This window comes from Thalassospira sp. MCCC 1A02898, assembly GCF_001618185.1.
Lineage (GTDB): Bacteria > Pseudomonadota > Alphaproteobacteria > Rhodospirillales > Thalassospiraceae > Thalassospira > Thalassospira tepidiphila.
The window spans coordinates 262,834-280,602 of sequence record NZ_LPXK01000009.1; the positions used below are offsets into that span (position 1 = coordinate 262,834).

General features: G+C 54.8%; 14 protein-coding genes. 4 read left to right on the forward strand and 10 right to left on the reverse strand.

What is annotated here, in order from left to right; all coding sequences use genetic code 11:
• Positions 1-41: 41 nt before the first annotated feature.
• The 5 genes from AUQ41_RS07920 to AUQ41_RS07940 all read right to left on the reverse strand — a co-directional run bounded on the left by AUQ41_RS07920 (position 42) and on the right by AUQ41_RS07940 (position 6,671).
• Entirely contained in the window at positions 42-2,579 is a 2,538-nt protein-coding gene (locus AUQ41_RS07920; RefSeq protein WP_143588735.1) for a tectonin domain-containing protein, read from the reverse strand.
• 426 nt (positions 2,580-3,005) lie between these two features.
• Entirely contained in the window at positions 3,006-3,986 is a 981-nt protein-coding gene (locus tag AUQ41_RS07925) for a helix-turn-helix transcriptional regulator (protein WP_168173416.1), read from the reverse strand.
• A gap of 269 nt (positions 3,987-4,255) precedes the next feature.
• The gene (locus tag AUQ41_RS07930) at positions 4,256-5,245 is read right to left on the reverse strand and encodes a hypothetical protein (protein ID WP_063087608.1); all 990 of its coding nucleotides are present in this window, start codon (positions 5,243-5,245) and stop codon (positions 4,256-4,258) included.
• Between the two features lie 119 nt (positions 5,246-5,364).
• A complete protein-coding gene (locus tag AUQ41_RS07935) occupies positions 5,365-6,150 on the reverse strand; it encodes a zf-HC2 domain-containing protein (protein ID WP_063087610.1) in 786 nt (261 codons plus the stop codon).
• Positions 6,147-6,671, reverse strand: a complete 525-nt coding sequence (locus AUQ41_RS07940) for a sigma-70 family RNA polymerase sigma factor (RefSeq protein WP_040823515.1) — start codon at positions 6,669-6,671, stop codon at positions 6,147-6,149. Before AUQ41_RS07940 ends, AUQ41_RS07935 begins: the two co-directional genes overlap by 4 nt.
• A gap of 200 nt (positions 6,672-6,871) precedes the next feature.
• Here AUQ41_RS07940 and AUQ41_RS20680 point away from each other — a divergent pair, with 200 nt between their 5' ends.
• Entirely contained in the window at positions 6,872-7,855 is a 984-nt protein-coding gene (locus AUQ41_RS20680; RefSeq protein ID WP_063087612.1) for a hypothetical protein, read from the forward strand.
• Between the two features lie 195 nt (positions 7,856-8,050).
• Here the strand turns inward: AUQ41_RS20680 and AUQ41_RS07950 are convergent, their stop codons facing one another.
• Positions 8,051-9,265 carry an NADP-dependent isocitrate dehydrogenase gene (locus AUQ41_RS07950; protein WP_063087614.1) on the reverse strand — a complete coding sequence of 405 codons (1,215 nt, stop codon included), beginning with the start codon at positions 9,263-9,265 and terminating at the stop codon, positions 8,051-8,053.
• 419 nt (positions 9,266-9,684) lie between these two features.
• Here AUQ41_RS07950 and AUQ41_RS21045 point away from each other — a divergent pair, with 419 nt between their 5' ends.
• Positions 9,685-9,858: a hypothetical protein gene (locus AUQ41_RS21045; RefSeq protein ID WP_167351223.1), complete on the forward strand. Its 174-nt coding sequence runs from the start codon at positions 9,685-9,687 to the stop codon at positions 9,856-9,858.
• Between the two features lie 83 nt (positions 9,859-9,941).
• Here the strand turns inward: AUQ41_RS21045 and AUQ41_RS07955 are convergent, their stop codons facing one another.
• Positions 9,942-10,583 (reverse strand): TetR/AcrR family transcriptional regulator, encoded by a 642-nt coding sequence (locus AUQ41_RS07955; RefSeq protein WP_063087616.1) that lies wholly within the window; start codon positions 10,581-10,583, stop codon positions 9,942-9,944.
• A 93-nt stretch (positions 10,584-10,676) separates the two neighbouring features.
• Here AUQ41_RS07955 and AUQ41_RS07960 point away from each other — a divergent pair, with 93 nt between their 5' ends.
• Both AUQ41_RS07960 and AUQ41_RS07965 read left to right on the forward strand, forming a co-directional pair.
• Positions 10,677-11,780 carry an HlyD family secretion protein gene (locus tag AUQ41_RS07960; RefSeq protein WP_083952837.1) on the forward strand — a complete coding sequence of 368 codons (1,104 nt, stop codon included), beginning with the start codon at positions 10,677-10,679 and terminating at the stop codon, positions 11,778-11,780.
• Complete coding sequence (locus AUQ41_RS07965) at positions 11,780-13,360, forward strand: DHA2 family efflux MFS transporter permease subunit (protein WP_063087620.1); 1,581 nt, start codon at positions 11,780-11,782, stop codon at positions 13,358-13,360. The genes AUQ41_RS07960 and AUQ41_RS07965 overlap by 1 nt, the downstream gene beginning before the upstream one ends.
• 195 nt (positions 13,361-13,555) lie before the next feature.
• Here the strand turns inward: AUQ41_RS07965 and AUQ41_RS07970 are convergent, their stop codons facing one another.
• The 3 genes from AUQ41_RS07970 to AUQ41_RS07980 form a co-directional block, all read right to left on the reverse strand.
• Positions 13,556-14,626 (reverse strand): cytochrome-c peroxidase, encoded by a 1,071-nt coding sequence (locus AUQ41_RS07970; RefSeq protein WP_063087622.1) that lies wholly within the window; start codon positions 14,624-14,626, stop codon positions 13,556-13,558.
• A 326-nt stretch (positions 14,627-14,952) separates the two neighbouring features.
• The gene (locus AUQ41_RS07975; RefSeq protein WP_063087624.1) at positions 14,953-15,930 is read right to left on the reverse strand and encodes an EamA family transporter; all 978 of its coding nucleotides are present in this window, start codon (positions 15,928-15,930) and stop codon (positions 14,953-14,955) included.
• Between the two features lie 151 nt (positions 15,931-16,081).
• On the reverse strand, positions 16,082-17,746 hold the full coding sequence (locus AUQ41_RS07980) for a GMC family oxidoreductase (protein ID WP_063087626.1): 1,665 nt from the start codon (positions 17,744-17,746) through the stop codon (positions 16,082-16,084).
• Positions 17,747-17,769: the final 23 nt, after the last annotated feature.

Consider the following 17,769-nt stretch of genomic DNA (forward strand, 5'->3'; position numbering starts at 1 on the left):
CGGGCGGGTTGGGGCCCCGATGAGCCCCAACCCGTGACCGGCTACTGCATTTGATAGATTTTATTGTTCTTGGTCAGCCGCCATACCTGACCATCGCCAGCACCAATCGCACTAGAGTCCGTTTCGTCTACAATCGGATCCCAGTCTTGCTTGGCGGCATTAAACAGGTAGGTTTTGCCGTCCGTGCCAATGATCAACGCCGCACCCGGGATATCGACCGCGATATCAACAGCCGCGCCCGGAAGCTTTTGCCACTTCTTGTTGTTGTCATGGACAAAGATATCGCCATTTTTGTTTACGACCCACGGTCGGCCATTCTGATCAATGTCGATCCGTTTTGCTGTTCCCGGAAGTTTTTGCCAGCGGTTCCCGTTCCGGGCATAGATGGTGCCGTCAACGGCGGTAATCCAAACCCCGTTGGCACTGGCGCCAATATCTTGTGCCGCCGGGCCAGGGATTTGCCGCCATCTCGATCCTGATTGGGCGAATATCAGGCCCGCATCGTTGATGACCCATGCGTCTTTATCTGAAACAGCGATACGGACTGCAGCACCGGCCATTTTGATCCATCTTTTTGCCGTCTTGGCGCGCTTGAAGATTTCATAGCCACCACCGGCTTTGCTTACACCGATGACATAGGTGGTTCCATCCGTGCCGATCGCAACATCGGTGGCGTCCCCAGGGATCAAGTCCCAATTCGTTGCACGACCAGCAGCGCCGACTGTACCGGTCGATTCAATCTGGCTTAACGTGATCGTGTTATTGTTAGTATTATTTTGGCCACCATCAATGACAGTATCGATTTCGAAGTTCCCGACAACAACCTTGCCGTTGTCCAACGTCACGCTGTGATCGCCGGCACCCGTTGCCTTCTCAGCCGGCATCAATTGTGCCCAGGTCCGTGTATTCGGCTTGATGGGCTCCTGGGTCATCAGCGCCCAGTTGCCTGCGACTTCGTTTCGGCCATCATCCGTTTTGAGCAGACGGGCGAGATTGACTGGACGCTGTGCGACCGCGACTGCGTCTTTGACGATTGCTTCTTGTTTGTTCTGCTCCAGCGCAATTTCGGTTGCGAAAGACGCAATGACAGAAGCGGCGGTCAAAACCACCAGTGGCGCGACTGCAGCGCCAGCGAACCCAGCGCTACTCACAACGACGCCTTGCGTAATCTCCTTGTAACGATAAGGCAGGATTTGCAGAGCAATTCGGGACGCAACCTGGGCAAATGCTGGGGACACTGCCTCAGCTGTAAAGCCAGCAAGATAGATCAAACCGATACCCGCAGCGGGCCCCAGGTGCATTACTTCCTTGGCTGCCAAGCTAGTATCTGGCGGTTTTACACCGGTATCATATGCCGAAGCCAAATTGGTTCCGCGCGATTTTCGCCAGGCCTCTCTGCCGCGCTGCCAGCTCTCCCAGACATTACTCATCTCTGACGCCGTTAGCTTGCGGGAGTCTTGAACATAGGTTGCCAGATAGTTGACCATGTCTTGTTCGGGCTTGGTTTTGGTGCCGCGTTTGATGACGTCATACAGGTAATTGTAAACCGCACCTTTGAGCTCCAGTGAAGCTTCTGGCTCGTTTTTAATCTGTTTCCAAACGCCGACCCGATATTCCTCGGCGTCGTTGTTGTTCATCTTGGAGTCTGTGATGAACTTTTCGATCGTGGCTTCAATTCGAGTGCCTTCGGTGATGACTTGGGCGACAATTTCGTGCGCACCGGGCAAGCCAAACAGTCCGTTTGGCGTCCGTTTGGCCGACTCCCAACGCATATTTGTGTATTCGCAGGCTTTATTCGTTTTAACGCTGTGAACAGATCTTACAGACCCATCCGGACATGACCAGCAAGTGCCGCCATCGACAAAGTCGAAATGTTCGCCAGCTTTACAGGTCAGCGCAGTTATTTTTTCTGCAGCCACCAGGCTTTCATTGCGGAAACAGGCATTGTGCGCGCTGACGGCGGCCGCCGTACGGCGATATCCGTCAGGGCAGGTATAACAACTGCCATTCAGATCCGGGAACGAACCTTCTGGGCAAACCCGATCAATGAATTCTGCCCGACGTGCTGGTTCAAAGATTTTACCGCAAGCATCCCATTCATTCACGGCCGACAAGGTACGGTCAAATCCGGCTGGGCATGACCAACATTCGCCGCCATTGCGAAGATCTTTGAAAGATCCTCTCGGGCAGGATTTGTGTGCGCCGACGCGGGTTGCGCGTTTATATTCTGCTGAAACCTGCTTTGAACATGCCTTTTGCGTGTCCACCGCAAAACCGGTTCGGTTGTAACCGCTTGGACATGAGAAACAGGACCAGGTGCCGATGTCGAAGAAGGATCCCCGTGGGCATTCTCCGACGGCCTTGCCGGTTTTGGTTGCAGATGTGAAGCCGCATGCACCCAAAAGTTCATTTGTGCGCAAATCCATTGCACCACAAAGAGCGCGCCCTGTTCCTGTAAAGGCAGCTTGCGTCTGCTGCGCTTTCACCTCTGAAGTGCTTGCCAGAATACTGACGAACCCTGCAATCACGACGATCAACGCCCGCCAGAGTATGTAGCCAGACTTAATACGGCTTCCCATCGATCTTTCCTCAACCAAACAACGCTTGTTATGTAAATTTTCCGCCCACCTGCCATTCAGCAGGCAGATTCACTGCGCACATCCCACGAGGTGTGCCGCGTGGACTGCGTTGGGGATGAGAAGAAGTATGGAAATCGTAACCGCTTACCTTGCAGCCGATCAATCAGCGACACACCAAGTCTCTTCGGAGCAAGGTCATCGCTTTGATTGTCGTTGGGTGGACAGTCCTGACCAATTTCAGGACTGTCCTGTTATCAGAGTGTTCCCCCACTCTCCGTCATGTCTGAAAACAAAGGCATGACGGCCCATTCCCCGCACGGAGAATTGAGCAGCGACGCCGATAAGGATACATGTAATTGGACGGTGTGGTACGTTTGCTGCGCTTCGCGGATACTGAGGGCGCTTTTCGGATATCGGGGGCGAATTTCAGCCGTGTTTGCGGATTGTCTCAGACGGAAGTTCGCCGAATTCCCGATGATAATCCTGCGCAAATCGGCCCATATGGGTGAAGCCCCATTGCCCTGCGATTTCAGAGACGGTTTTTCCGTATGGTTCCGCCATCAAAATGGCCCGGACGCGTTTCAAACGCACAACACGTAAATAAGCCATCGGCGTGATGCCAAAGGCGTCCATGAAACCTTTTTGCAGTCCACGATATCCGCATCCGGCCGCAGCCGAAATATCGGCAAGTCCCAGTTTCTTGTCCGCATGGGCGTGAATGTAATCACGTGCACGTTTAATGTAATAGGGCACAACTTCGGTGACGGTGCGGCCATTCACAATGTCCTGATAACTGTTGGGCAACAGGCTCAGACATTGTGCGACCAGGATGTCTTTCATCTGGGTCGTGACGATCGGGTTATGCAATTCACGCAAAGGTCCGTCGAGCGCCTCGGCGACATAGTGGACTGTATTGCAGAAAACGTTCCAGCCCGGTGTGGTGGGATCAATCACAGGGTCGAACCGCAATCCATTTAATTCAACATCTTCGCCAACCACCGAACGGGTATAGTTTTTGAGTTTGTCTTTCGATAAACGAAGGACAAAGGCGCTAAAGTTATCTTCTGTGGCGCTGACCGGTGCGGCCAAATCGCGCATGAACCCCGCATTGGGGAAGAATTCCAGTTCTTGCCCGCAATGCTGCGCAACACCCGCACCAGACGTGACAATATATAGCAGCAGGCCATCGTCATCCTCTTCGGAGGATTCGACCGTCAGTCTTGAATTTCCGAATGCGACATGCATCAGACTGATGTCATCACACTCCACCGCGGCGACGCGGGCGTTAAACTCTGCGTTGTGCCCTCTGACATCCAGATCGTGTCGTGACGCAAGGTTTTTGATCGACTCCCGGACCTCATCAAGGTCGCCCGAAGATAGTATCGTGTGATTTTGAAGATAGGTCATTGCCGTCCCCCCGACGTGCATACCCGGAAAATTGTCCATTCGGCGGATCATGGAGCCCTATGGGCGTTTGTTTCCGGCAAATGAAGACAAACAGATGATACGCGCTCGTTGTGGGATAATCTATTGCTGATTGAGATATCTGGCGGACAGTGGGCCTTGGCGATCGTTCGGGAAAAAAATCAGCAAGTAAAAAAAATCCCCCGCCAAAATATGGGCGGGGGGAATTCCGGGGTCGCAGTTTTGACTGTTATCCAGCCAACCTGTTCAGGTCATTGTGTGGTCAGATCCGGCACATCATCTTCAAGTACCCAGCCATCATCCGTGCGGCAGGCCGATTTGATTTGGCTGCTGGTACGGTTGCGGGCGGTGAGTTCCTGACGATAGGTCCTGCACCAGACGCCTTTATCCGTCTGCACGGTTTTGAGCGGGGTCACCGCGATATCAAGTGCACCGATGGATGCTGTTTTCGCATCGCCGGAATTATTGGTTTCAAGCGATTGCTGAACAGTTCTTGCCAAAAGGTCCTGTGCGGATTTTGCAATTTTTGCCGGGGCAGGGCCATATGTCACCAGTTCCTCGCTATGGTCCTCGCCGGAATTCCATGAACGGTCACGTTTGACATAAAAGCCGATTTCCGGCGCGTACCACCATTTGGTTGTCTGCATCCACCACTGTTTGTAATAGCGTGAACACTCGATAACGTAGGTGTCAAACGTGCCTGCGGGCACCTCGATCGTTTCGGTTGCAGGTACCGTGCAGGTCAGCCATTGGTCATATTCGTTTACTTCACCGGTGACAGGATCGGTATTGGATGACCGGGTTGAAATACGAACGTGGTCGCCATATTCCAACGGCCAGATATTTTCCGAGCCAGCCTTGAGCGTCGCAGAACCCGATCGCTTCTGATCCTCTTCATCGGTGTACGACCAGTCAAGGATCGGGCCGGTGAAATCGCGGGTCATTTCGAAAAGATAGTCACCGCCACCATTCCAGACGATCCGATCCCCCTTGATGTCGGCGACATAAATGGCGCGTCCGCCGTCATAGACAAAGGCATCGCCAATGCCGAATTCAGGCAATGATGCGGGTGGAAGGGCCGGGCCGGTATTCTCGGTCTTTTCGGCATACTCGCCCAGACCGTCATTGAGGCTGTTTAAAGAATCTTCGAAACTTTCAAGCGTTTGGCACGCTCCGAGCAATGAAAGGCTTAAAACGCAAGAAAGCGCCAAAAACGGGCGCTGGTAGTTCGGCAAATTCATTGTTCTGATCCTGCTTATTCATTTTGTCAGGTCGTTAACGTCCTGGTTCTTATCGCTTGGTTGTTGCGGTTAAAAAAACACCGACAGCGACGAGGAGCCCCTCATCGCTGTCGATTTACTCAAAGCTTTTGTTTGGGCAGTGTTTCATCAGAGCTGCCAAGGTCCGGCAGATCGACGCCCGGGATCAGCCGGTAAACTGTTTCCCACTGGCCATCCTCTGTGCGGCAAGCCCGACCAAAGAACCCGTCCGGACCACTTTCAAGGCGGTCAGCCGGGAACGTGACATGATATTCCCGGCAGAAACGCGTCCCCTGACGGAAGGTTCTGAGCGGTTCGATCTTGATGGTGCCGCCACTGTTTTCGGCAAGCCCCAGCGAGACCTGGCGAATATCGCCGCTTAGCGTTTCTTCCAGCGTCATGCTGATTTGTTCATCAAGCAAAGGGTTATTGACGGGCGAATAGGAAAACATTTGTGCATCGTTTGATGCCAGGGTGCCAACAGCCGCATCACGGACGTTTTCGTTAAACCAGTTGCCGCCAACAAACGCCAGCAGCACAGCAGCCGCAGCACCAATTCCAGTCCAGATCGGTGTATTGTTGTTTGCAAAGGTGCGCGGGCGTGCATCGACGTCGCTTTTGGTAACGAAGTGTTTTGCCGGTGTCTTTTTCTGATCAAGGATATCTTCGATGTCCTGTGACAGCTGAGGATAAACCCGATCGGCCAGAAGACGTTCAGACTGATTGCGCAAAACGACCGATTGTCCCGCCATGATGTTGAACTGACGGGTCATGGCCGGGCATTTGGCAATTCTGTCTTCCAGCTCGCGACATTCCGTCGGGGCCAGTTCGCCATCAATATAGGCAGACAGCAAAACGTAGTCGCGATCTTCAAGTTGTTTGCTCATGACGAACCTCTGTAAATGCTGTCTTTGTTTATTGTCTCGCCGTCATCATCATGCAGAGCGGCAAGTGTTCTTCTGGCTCTGGCGACGCGGCTCATGACCGTGCCGTCAGGAATGCCCAAAATGTCGCCAGCTTCGCGATAGCTGTATCCTTCGATCAGGACCAGTGTCAGGGCGGCCCGCTGTTCCTCGGCAAGGGACGCAAGTGCTGCCTGCAAAAACATCCTGTCGGTGCCACCGTGATTTATGCCCGGAACGGCACTGTCACGTGCATCTTCAAACGAAACCACATTTCCTTGGCGTTGATCGCGGCGTTTTTCGTCAATCCAGCTTGTCTGGATGATCCGGTACAGCCAGCTATCAAGTCGTGTGCCTTGCTCGAACTGTTCGATCCGTTCAACCGCCTTTGCATATGCCGTTTGCACCAGATCCTCTGCCGCGACAGCATCGCGCGTCAGCGATCGCGCAAACCGCAATGCGCGCGGCAGAAGATCTGCAAGCTCTTGTCTTAAAGCAGTGTCCAAACCAGACGTCCCATTCATGATCGCAGGAGCAATTTTTCAGTCTTGTTGAACATATAACGACGGGGCCTTCGTGTTTCTTCCCTCGGCTACGAAAAAAATATTGTGAAAAATAATTTCGACAGCCGGGAAGAAAATTCGAACCTCGTGCGTTGTCCTGTCAAATGAACGCGAAATTCACTGCTAAGGAAGTGGAGCTGACAATGTTGACCATTAAGAAGAAAAGTCTGCGCAGCAGGATTACGACAGCGGGCATTCTCGGGTTTGGCGCCTTTGCGTTGGTGGTAACACCCCTCTCGCTTGACCTTTCCCAGTTTGACGTCGCAGGCAAAAGTGCCTTTGCGCAAGGTCAAGGTAATGGCGGCGGAAACGGCGGCGGCAACGGCGGCGGTAATGGCAACGGCGGCGGTAGTGGCGGCGGCAACGGTGGTGGTAACGGCGGCAGCAACGGTGGCGGCAATGGCGGCCCCGGTGGCGGTGGCGGTAACGGAAATGATGGCCCTGGCGGCGGTAACGGTGGCGGCAATGGCGGCGGAAATGGCCGTAGCGGCCCGGACGGCCCGGGGAACAGTGGTAACGCCGGTGGTGGCAATGGCGGCGGCAAAGGTAATGGTGCCGAAGCACAAGGCAAAGGTGCAGCCGCGCGTTCCAACGCCAAGGGTCTGGGTATGCAGGCCGGGGGCGTTGGACGTGGTGCGTCCTCTGCAAGAGAAGGTGTAACTGGTGAAAAAGGCATGCCGCCGGGTATTGCAAATGCACCGGGACTTGCTGGTGCTTTGCCGCCGGGGATCCAGCGGGTGTTTGGCGCACCGACCGGTCCGGATGTCGATCCGGATGTCGAACGCGACATTATTACCAAGGGCTGGAAAGAGCTGACCGGGCCTGGCGCAGGTGATGACAGTGATACGCCAGATGATGGCGAACCGGATACCGGTGATACCGGCGGTGACACCGGGGATACGGGTGATACAGGCGACACAGGTGATACCGGAGACACCGGTGACACCGGTGACACCGGTGACACTGGAGATACGGGCGACACCACGGGTGAAACGGGTGATGCCGGAGATACGGGTGACACCACGGGTGAAACAGGTGACGCCGGAGATACAGGTGACACGGGTGGTGACACCGGTGACGGAGCAGATAGCGGTGACACCGCCGATACTGGTGACACTGCTGCTTAAGACATCCCAGTTCAAAGCAGCTGATCCTGCTTTGACCGCCGCGGCCTGAGCCTGGGCCGTAGCAACTTGCAGCCCCGCCTGGCCCCCCGCCGGCGGGGTTCTTTTTGTCCGGATTTCAGTATTGATAAAAGAAAACCCCTGCCGGTTTCCCGACAGGGGTTTTCTGATTGGCAAACTGCCGCTTGATCAGATGGATCAGGCCATTGCAGCTTTCAGACCTTCGTCCAGTTTGTCGAGGAACTGGTTGGTGGTCAGCCATTTCTGGTTCGGGCCGATCAGCAGTGCCAGATCCTTGGTCATGAAGCCGGCTTCGACGGTGTCGACGCAAACTTTCTCAAGGGTTTCAGCAAACTTGACGACTTCCGGGGTGTCGTCGAATTCACCACGGTACTTAAGACCCTGGGACCATGCAAAGATCGACGCAATCGGGTTGGTCGAGGTTTCTTTGCCCTGCTGGTGCTGACGATAGTGACGGGTCACGGTGCCGTGGGCTGCTTCTGCTTCGACGGTCTGCCCATCAGGGGTCATCAGAACAGAGGTCATCAGACCGAGCGAGCCAAAGCCCTGTGCCACGGTGTCAGACTGAACGTCGCCGTCATAGTTCTTACAAGCCCAAACGAAACCACCATTCCATTTCATCGCACATGCAACCATGTCGTCGATCAGACGGTGTTCGTAGGTGATGCCAGCTGCTTCGAACTTGTCTTTGAATTCTTCCTGGAAGACTTCTTCGAATAGGTCCTTAAAGCGGCCGTCATAGGCTTTCATGATGGTGTTCTTGGTCGACAGGTAAACCGGCCAACCGAGCGACAGACCATAGTTCATGCAAGCACGTGCGAAGCCCTTGATGCTGTCATCAAGGTTGTACATCGACATGGCAACGCCCGAAGACGGGAAGTCGAAGACTTCGTGTTCGATGGGCTCGCCGCCGTCTGCCGGCTGGAACTTGATGGTCAGTTTACCTGCGCCCGGAACCTTGAAGTCGGTCGCACGGTACTGGTCACCAAATGCGTGACGGCCGATAACGATCGGCTGGGTCCAACCCGGAACCAGACGCGGAACGTTCGAGCAGATGATCGGCTGACGGAAAACGGTACCGCCAATGATGTTACGGATGGTGCCGTTCGGCGACTTCCACATCTTTTTCAGGCCGAATTCTTCAACGCGCTGCTCATCGGGGGTGATGGTCGCGCATTTGACACCGACGCGGTGTTCCTTGATGGCATTTGCTGCGTCAATGGTGATCTGGTCGTCGGTCTCGTCACGTTTCTGAACCGAAAGATCGTAGTATTTCAGGTCAATGTCGAGATACGGCAGGATCAGTTTGTTTTTGATGAAGTCCCAGATGATGCGGGTCATCTCATCGCCGTCAAGCTCGACGACTGGATTCTTAACTTTAATCTTGCTCATAGAATACTCCCTTGCTGGCCGCGGCCGACATGCAGCGCGGCTGCCATTCAAGATGGTTAAATCTCTGTCTTCCGGCGCGCGAGGGAGCGCCCTGGCCGCGTCGGGAGCCCGCAACATACAGGAAGCCACCAGAAAATCAAAGAGGGCTGGAATACAACAATGTGATGAGGGCCGTAAAACCCGGAAATCCGGGCATTTCGATCAGGTGAATTGGCGATTTTTGTTGCCAAAAAGATCAATAATCCTGATCGTTTAGGCGAATTTGACGAGAAGTTCGAAAAAACTGTCTATCGGCCTCGCAGAGTTGATTTTTCTGATCCGGATCAATGACCGGTTGATCCGTTGGCCGATATTGTGACCGTATTGCCGGTGGATGGGGGAGACTCCGATTTCCGGGGCGCCATCAAAGGGGAACTGTCATGAACTTGGCAAGTGAAAACATCATTGTCCTGATCATCTGCGTTGTCGGCTTTTGCCTGCTTGGTTTCGGCTTTACCAACCGTGATCGCAACTGGGGCGTTGCGATGATGTGGGTCGGTGTGCTGACCATGCTGGGACCGATTGCCTGGCGGCTGTTGACGCTGTTTGCGTAACAGGCTTTGCCTGGGTGTACCAAACGGGGCAGGGGATGTTATGCGCCAAGTCGCAACATGGTTTGCGGGCCTGAACGGCTAAATCAGGAAGTCATTTTTTCCGGATCAAGCCCGTGGCCACGCAGGAACATATCGACCGCCGCAATCACATGGCTGCGAAGGTCTTTTTCCTGTGGTTCCCAGTCGATATAGGACATTTGCCGGATATCGTAATCCGCCTTGATCAGGCTGGAAAAGAACACGGCAGCTTGCCACGGGTTGCCCTTCGGGAAGTTACCCTCGTCCATCTGACGTTCGAAATAAGACGCAATGTATCGACGCCCCGTCATCAGTCCGCTTTCATAAAAGACCTTTCCCAGTTTCGGGAAGCGGGGCACTTCGGCCAGAAATAATCGCATATACCGGATGGTGTCGGGCATGGTCAGAAGTGTCATCAGCGTTTCGCCGTAATGGATCAGGGCCGCACGGAGCGGCATGTCCGACATTTCAAGGTCGCTCATGACCGATGTGATTCGCCCCGTGCAATCGCGAATGACGGCTTCGAACACGCCATCCTTATTCCCAAACAGCTCATAGATCGTTCGGCGTGATCCGCCGGCCTCGGCCGTGATCATTTCAAGCGTCGTACCGGCAAGTCCATGTTCGCAAAACAATTCTCGCGCCGTTGCGATGATGGCTTCGCGGCGTTTTACGGTTCTGGGATCAATCTTCTTGGTGTCTTGCACAGGGGATTCCGATTCCGGACTTGACGTTTGGTACTGAGTAGTACCATAAATAGACAAATGGTACTGATCAATACCAAAAGGAAAAATCAGGCAATGAGTGTGAAAAAGATCATTCTGCCTCTGATCGCAGCAGCGATTATCGGTGGCGGTGGATATTACGGGTTCTATTGGGTGACCGAAGGTCAGTACCATGAAAGTACCGACAATGCGTATCTTCAGGCCGATGAGGTCGCGGTATCGCCCAAGGTGTCAGGCTATGTCGGGGATTTGCGGGTGGCCGAAAACCAGCCGGTGCGCAAAGGTGATTTGCTTCTGACCATCCGGGATGAGGACTTCCGCCTTGAACTGGCCAAGGCCGAGGCGGCCCTTGAGGCACGCCGGTCGGCCGTCGGCACCATGGAAGAACAGATTACCCTTCAGGAAGCCGCAATCAATCAGGCCGCGGCCAATGTTGATATCGCGCGGGTCGAACTGGAACGCACCAGCGATGATTTCAAGCGTTATGACGATCTGGTCAAAAAGGGTGCGGCCAGCCGCCAGAAATTCGATTACGCCAAGGCCGATCGTCAAACAGCGCAGGCTGAGGTGGCGGCGGCCAACGCCACATTGGCCGTCGAAAAAGGCCGTCTCGGTGTTTTGCGCGCCCAGAAGATCGAGGCGGAGCGGGCTGTAAAACAGGCCGAAGCCGCCCGAGATCTGGCACAACAGGCGCTTGATGATACCCGGATTTTTGCGCCGTTTGATGGCGTGGTTGGCAATCGGTCGGTCCAGACCGGCGCATTGGTCCAGCCGGGTGAACAGCTTTTGGTGCTCGTACCGTTGCCCGGTACCTATATCGTGGCAAATTTCAAGGAAACCCAGATCAGCCACATGGCGCCGGGTCAGAAGGTCTCGGTCGAGGTGGATGCCTTCCCGGATGCCGAGATTGTTGGACATATTGCAAGTTTCGCCCCGGCAACCGGTGCGCAATTCAGTCTGCTGCCGCCGGAAAATGCCACCGGCAACTTCACCAAAATCACCCAGCGTATCCCGGTTCGCATCGAACTTGATGACAGTAAATGGGCCAAGGCATTGCGACCGGGGCTTTCGGTGGTGGTCAATGTGGATACCCGCAATGCCAGTGGCGAAGAAGAAGTCGCCGGTGTTGGTCTTGCGCAAGGGATCGTCCCGGCGGCGGAACTTTCGGAGCTGAATTGATGGCAGCCGTCAGCCCGACAACAGCGCCGCAATCCGAAACGCGCCCGATGGAAACTGCCCAGTTTGTTGGCTGGGTGGCGATGGTTGTCGGCATGTTTCTGGCGATCCTTGATATTCAGATTGTTGCCAGTTCACTTGAAAACATTCAGGCGGGATTGTCGGCAAGCCCCGATGAGATCGGCTGGGTTCAGACCAGTTATCTGATTGCCGAAGTGGTCATGATCCCGCTGTCGGGCTTCCTGTCGCGCCTGATGTCAACGCGCTGGCTGTTCGTGATTTCTGCAATTGGCTTTACCGTGATGTCGGTGGCGTCAGCCTTTGCCTGGTCGATTGAAAGCATGATCTGGTTTCGCGCCATGCAGGGCTTTCTGGGCGGGGCGATGATCCCGACCGTGTTTGCCACGACCTATATCATTTTCCCGCCTGACAAACGCAATGCCGCCTCGGTGATGACCGGGTTGATTGCCACCATGGCACCAACCATCGGCCCGACCCTTGGCGGGTTTCTGACCCAGTCACTGTCCTGGCACTGGCTGTTTTTGATCAACGTTATTCCCGGACTGATGATTGCCGCCGTTGTTGCCATGACCTTGCGCGTGGATCGCGGGGATATCGGCCTGCTTAAGGGATTTGATCTGCGCGGGCTTTTGTCGATGGCGGTATTTTTGGGCAGCCTTGAATATGTCCTTGATGAAGGGCCCAAGGATGACTGGTTTGATGAAACTGCGATCATTTATGGCACCATCACATGCGCACTTGCCGGGATCTATTTCTTCTGGCGGATGTTTACCTATGACAAGCCGATTGTGGATCTGAAATCCTTTGCCGATCGCAACTTCACCATGGGCTGCGTGTTCAGTTTTACGCTGGGTGTCGGGCTTTATGGCAGTGTTTATCTGATGCCGCTGATGCTGGGCCGCGTTCGGGGCTATGACAGTCTTGAAATCGGGATTGTTATGGCCGTCACCGGTATCACCCAGTTCCTGTCCGCCCCGATTGCCGGGAAGATGACGGCGAAATATCCGCCGCGCGTGGTGCTGGGCATCGGGCTTGCGTTGTTTGCCACGGGTCTTGCCATGCATGGCTTTAACACCAGCGAGGTTTCGTTTAACGAGCTGATCTGGCCGCAGGTTGTACGTGGTGCCGCGCTTATGTTCTGCATGTTGCCGGTGACCAATCTGGCACTGGGCACCTTGCCGCCCGAAAAGATCAAAAATGCCAGCGGGCTTTATAATCTGATGCGTAATCTGGGCGGGGCGATTGGCATGGCGGCGATCAATACGCTGCTTGATAAGCGGATCGATTATCATTTCTCAATCTTGTCCGACCACATCAACCCGGCAAGCACGGCGTTCAGGAACTACCTTGCCACCATCACGGCGCGGTTTAACGAAATGGGTCTTGCCGATCCGCATGCCGCAGCAATGAAATTCATCATCAATATCGTCAACCGCGAAGCGTCGATCATTTCATTTAATGACGTCTATCTGGCGATGGCGGCGGCGTTTGTTTTGGCCTTCATGTTACTACCATTCGCCAAGCCGCCGCGCGCGGCGGCGGGCGGTGGTGGCGCACATTAAAGGTTATCAACCAAGCTGCGAGCCAAGGACAAAGAAATAAGGTCGCACACAGTTCCCCCCGACCCCGGCAAGCATATGCTTGCGTGCGACCTTACCGGCTCTTGCACTGCAGGGGCCGGTTTTCCTTGTTGGCGTTTGCCACAAGAAAACCCCGCCAAAAAATGGCGGGGTTTCGCAAGATTGAATCCGTTGTGATCAGTTGGCAATCATCGCAGCCGGTTTTGGCGTGTCCGTGCTGCTGACCGGCAGGATCGGGTAGGTGACCTGCGGTTCCTGACCTGTCAGGGTTTGAAGGAAGGCGGTGATAGCCTTGACTTCATCCTCAGACAGTTCGGTGCCCAGTTGTGAGCTGCTCATGATCGCAACCGCCTGTTCCAGATCCCAGACCTTGCCGGAATGGAAATATGGCGCGGTCAGCGCGATGTTACGCAGCGGACCAGCCCGGAACACATAGTCATCACTTGCGGTCTGGGTGACTGCAAAGCGGCCCTTGTCATCAGGCGGCAGGACTTCTGAGCCCGGCTTTTCAACAACACCGAATGGATAATAACCCGTACCACCAACATTCACCCCATTGTGGCAGGATGCGCAGCCGGTATCGATGAACAGTTCCAGACCGGTCATCTCGGTTTCGGTCATGATGGTGTCGTTGCCTTCAAGGAACTGGTCAAACCGGGAGGTCGGGGTGATCAGGGTTGCCTCGAATGCCTCGATCGCCTTTGCCATGTTGTCAAAGGTCACCGGATCATCTTCGCCCGGGAATGCCGTTTTGAAATGGTCGACATATTCCGGGATGGATTTTAGCACGGTGACAACACGTTCCGGCGTGCTGGCCATTTCAACGCCAGCCTGAACCGGGCCTTTGGCCTGTGCCTTAAGGTCCTCGGCGCGGCCATCCCAGAACTGGGCTTCGTTGAAGACGGCGTTCAGAACGGTTGGCGCATTACGCGGGCCTTTCTGCCAGCCATGTCCGATGGAGGTTTCCAGATTGTCGTCCCCGCCCATGCCAAGGTTGTGGCAGGTGTTGCACGAAATGATCGCACTGGCCGACAGGCGCGGTTCAAAGAACAGCATCTTGCCCAGTTCGACCTTTTCACGGGTGACGGCATTGCCTTCGATGGCGGGAACCATCGACGGAATGACTTCGAAATAGTCCAGTGCACTTTCACGAAGTTCGGCTGGTTCTGCCGCGATTGCCGCACCGCCAAGGGCGCATGCCGCAACGGAGGACAGAAGGGCTTTGGAAAACAGGCGTCGGGATGTCATTTCTCTCTCCCATTTTTGGTGGTTCGGGTACTAGACCAAAAACGGGGTTGTAAAACCGTGACATACATCAACTTGTTAATTAAATAACGTTTTATATCAATGATTTAAATTGAATTTCAATAATGAGAATTCGCAAACGCGCCTTGGTGATCCGTGCGGGCACAAAGAAAACGCCCGGGTGGGAGGCCCGGGCGTTTCAGCCTTTCGGGGGGACACCGAAAGGCGCAAGATGCCGGGGGACATAGCGACCGGGGAAGGTCATATGTTCTCTCCGATGGAGGGGAGAGATGCATCCTGCAGGGAGATCGTGGTCTTGTCTTCGTTGGTCAGGTCGTGCTTTGGGTTGCGGGCGTATTTGCCGTCGCTGCAATTCGTTTGGTCTTTGCAGCGTGGCGGTGTTTTGAAGCTGTTATCTGGATAATCCCGATCATCACCAAAAGGGAAGAGATCCAGAACACACTGTCATGAGTTGGTGTCGGTGTGAGGTCGAATTTGGCGGCCAGCATCTCAAGTCCCAACAGGACAAAGGGCAGGATGCTTGTCGACAGGATGTATTTCTCGACCCCGGCAATCTTGATGGATCGAAGGGTTAAAACCATTGCCGGTCCACGGAACAGAATGCCGATCATAAGTCCGGCAATCAGGGTTTCGGTGCCAAACAGTCCATCGGTCGAGATATAGGGGATCTCAACCGGACTTATGAATTCGACCACCGGCGGGGCAATCAAAAAGACCGAGGCCGTAATCAACAATAACACCCCGGTAAAGCGCAGATGCGCCCAGGTGTCCTTGACCTGATTATCAGGATGAAGTTCCGCCAGAACCGAGGACGAAATTGCCGTGACTTCGGATGCCAGCATCAAAAGCACAGCCGGGTTGGCAAACCCGCCGGGCAAATGCCAGGCCAGCCACAGGGCACCGGATATCAGGATTGCGTGGCCAAGCCATTCCGAACGCCCCGGTGCGCGCCCAAGGATGAAGGTCGCGGCAAGGGCCGCCATCGGCATGCCGGTTTGCGACAAAATGCCGCTTTCAGGTGCGCTGATATATAAAAGGGATGCCGTCCAACTGACCCCGGTCAACACACGCAGGAACCCATAGGCCCAGTTGATCGGAAGGGCGAATTGTCGCCACGGAATGCGGCGCCCCGGTGCAATCAGGACAAGTGCCATCCCACCAAAGACAAGCTGCCAGCAGGTCATGGCATAGGCATCAACCGCAAAGCTGGTCAGCGCAATGCGGTTGCTGACCAACATCAGGGCCCAGACGAGTGTGGTGCTAAAAAGCAGGAGTAATATGGGCATATGAAGAATTTTTAAAAGTTATGATCTTCAGCCATGTTGCACCAAACACGACAAAAGCGCGACAGGAATTTCGGTATCAATATCTGAATTTATTTCATGAAAACAAAAGTCTGGATCTCAGTTGTTTGGAAAGGCCGCGCGCTGATCGCACTTATTGGTCAGACAGGATCCATCCAGCGGCCTTTTCGGCAATCATCAGGGTCGGTGAATTGGTGTTGCCGCTGGTGATTTCGGGCATCACGGATGCATCGACAACGCGAAGGCCAGCAACACCCTTAAGGCGAAGATGCGGGTCAAGCACGGCTGACGCGTCATCCTTGCGGCCCATCTTGACGGTGCCGACCGGGTGGAAAATGGTCGTGGCAATATCGCCGGCCAGCTTGGCGAGTTCCTCATCGCTTTGATATTGCACGCCCGGTTTGAATTCGTCGGGCTGGTATTTTGCCATGGCCGGTTGCGACATGATGTCGCGGACCTGTCGCAGGCTGTCGGCGGCGACTTTGCGGTCTTCATCGGTATCAAGGTAGTTCGGCGCAATTTGCGGCGCGTCGCGGAAGTCCGCAGACTTGATCTGAATGCTGCCACGGCTGGTCGGGTTAAGATTACAGACCGACACCGTCACGGCAGGAAAGTCATGAAGATCACCGCCAAAGGCCTCAAGGCTCAGCGGCTGGACGTGATATTCAAGATTTGAATATTGCCGCGATGGATCGGACCGTGTGAAGGCGCCTAGTTGGCTGGGGGCCATACTCATCGGGCCGGAACGGCTGAGCAAATATTGCAGGCCGATCTGCGCCTTGCCGATCAGGCTGTTGGCGAGGGTGTTGAGCGTGCGCGCCCCATGCACCTTATAGATCGCACGAATTTGCAGATGGTCTTGCAGGTTCTGTCCGACACCGGGCGCGTCAAGCACGACGTCAATCCCATGCTGCTTAAGGAGTTCTGCCGGACCAATGCCGGAAAGTTGCAGGATTTGCGGTGTGTTCACAGCCCCGGCAGACAGGACGACTTCCTTGCTGGCGGTAACGCCAAGTGACGTTCCCGCCTTGTTGACGATTGCCCCGGTGCACACCGTTTGGCCGTCGGAATTGGTCGCAAAGGTCAGTTTTTCGACCTGTGCCTCGGTCCAGACTTTCAGGTTTGGGCGCGACTTGATCGGGCGGATAAAGGCCTTTGACGTGTTCCAGCGCCAGCCGGACCGTTGGTTGACTTCAAAATAGCCGATGCCGGTATTATCACCATCGTTGAAATCATCGGTCGGCTCGATGCCGGTTTGACCGGCAGCCTCGATGAAGCTGTCAAGAATGTCCCAGCGAAGCCGTTGTTTTTCAATGCGCCATTCGCCGCCATGACCATGCATCTCGGAAAACGGTCTGCCGCTTTGAGTGTCGGGGGTATTGCCGTGATCAAGCTTGTAGTGATCTTCATGGCGCTTGAAATCGGCCAGGGAATGCTGCCAATCCCAGGCTTTTTCGCCGGTGATCCGGGCCCAGTTGTCATAGTCACGGGCCTGACCGCGCATATAGATCATGCCGTTGATCGACGAACATCCGCCCAGCGCCTTGCCACGCGGATAGCGCAAGACGCGGCCATTCAGGCCCTTGTCCGGTTCGGTTTGATACATCCAGTCCGTGCGCGGATTGCCAATGCAATAAAGATAGCCAACCGGGATATGGATCCATGCATAATTATCTGCCTTGCCAGCCTCAAGCAGCAGCACCTTGTTCTTGGCATCAGCACTCAGCCGATTGGCAAGCAGACTGCCGGCAGAACCGGCTCCGATGATCACATAGTCGAAGTTTTCTGTGGTTGTCATCGTTGTGACGCGCCTTCCCTGTT

What these genes read in the sequence shown, in the direction of transcription:
- AUQ41_RS07920 (WP_143588735.1), bottom strand. Translation starts at nt 2,579, where the DNA reads ATGGGAAGCCGTATTAAGTCTGGCTACATACTCTGGCGGGCGTTGATC.
- AUQ41_RS07925 (WP_168173416.1), bottom strand. Translation starts at nt 3,986, where the DNA reads ATGACCTATCTTCAAAATCACACGATACTATCTTCGGGCGACCTTGAT.
- AUQ41_RS07930 (WP_063087608.1), bottom strand. Translation starts at nt 5,245, where the DNA reads ATGAATTTGCCGAACTACCAGCGCCCGTTTTTGGCGCTTTCTTGCGTT.
- AUQ41_RS07935 (WP_063087610.1), bottom strand. Translation starts at nt 6,150, where the DNA reads ATGAGCAAACAACTTGAAGATCGCGACTACGTTTTGCTGTCTGCCTAT.
- AUQ41_RS20680 (WP_063087612.1), top strand. Translation starts at nt 6,872, where the DNA reads ATGTTGACCATTAAGAAGAAAAGTCTGCGCAGCAGGATTACGACAGCG.
- AUQ41_RS07950 (WP_063087614.1), bottom strand. Translation starts at nt 9,265, where the DNA reads ATGAGCAAGATTAAAGTTAAGAATCCAGTCGTCGAGCTTGACGGCGAT.
- AUQ41_RS21045 (WP_167351223.1), top strand. Translation starts at nt 9,685, where the DNA reads ATGAACTTGGCAAGTGAAAACATCATTGTCCTGATCATCTGCGTTGTC.
- AUQ41_RS07960 (WP_083952837.1), top strand. Translation starts at nt 10,677, where the DNA reads ATGAGTGTGAAAAAGATCATTCTGCCTCTGATCGCAGCAGCGATTATC.
- AUQ41_RS07965 (WP_063087620.1), top strand. Translation starts at nt 11,780, where the DNA reads ATGGCAGCCGTCAGCCCGACAACAGCGCCGCAATCCGAAACGCGCCCG.
- AUQ41_RS07970 (WP_063087622.1), bottom strand. Translation starts at nt 14,626, where the DNA reads ATGACATCCCGACGCCTGTTTTCCAAAGCCCTTCTGTCCTCCGTTGCG.
- AUQ41_RS07975 (WP_063087624.1), bottom strand. Translation starts at nt 15,930, where the DNA reads ATGCCCATATTACTCCTGCTTTTTAGCACCACACTCGTCTGGGCCCTG.
- AUQ41_RS07980 (WP_063087626.1), bottom strand. Translation starts at nt 17,746, where the DNA reads ATGACAACCACAGAAAACTTCGACTATGTGATCATCGGAGCCGGTTCT.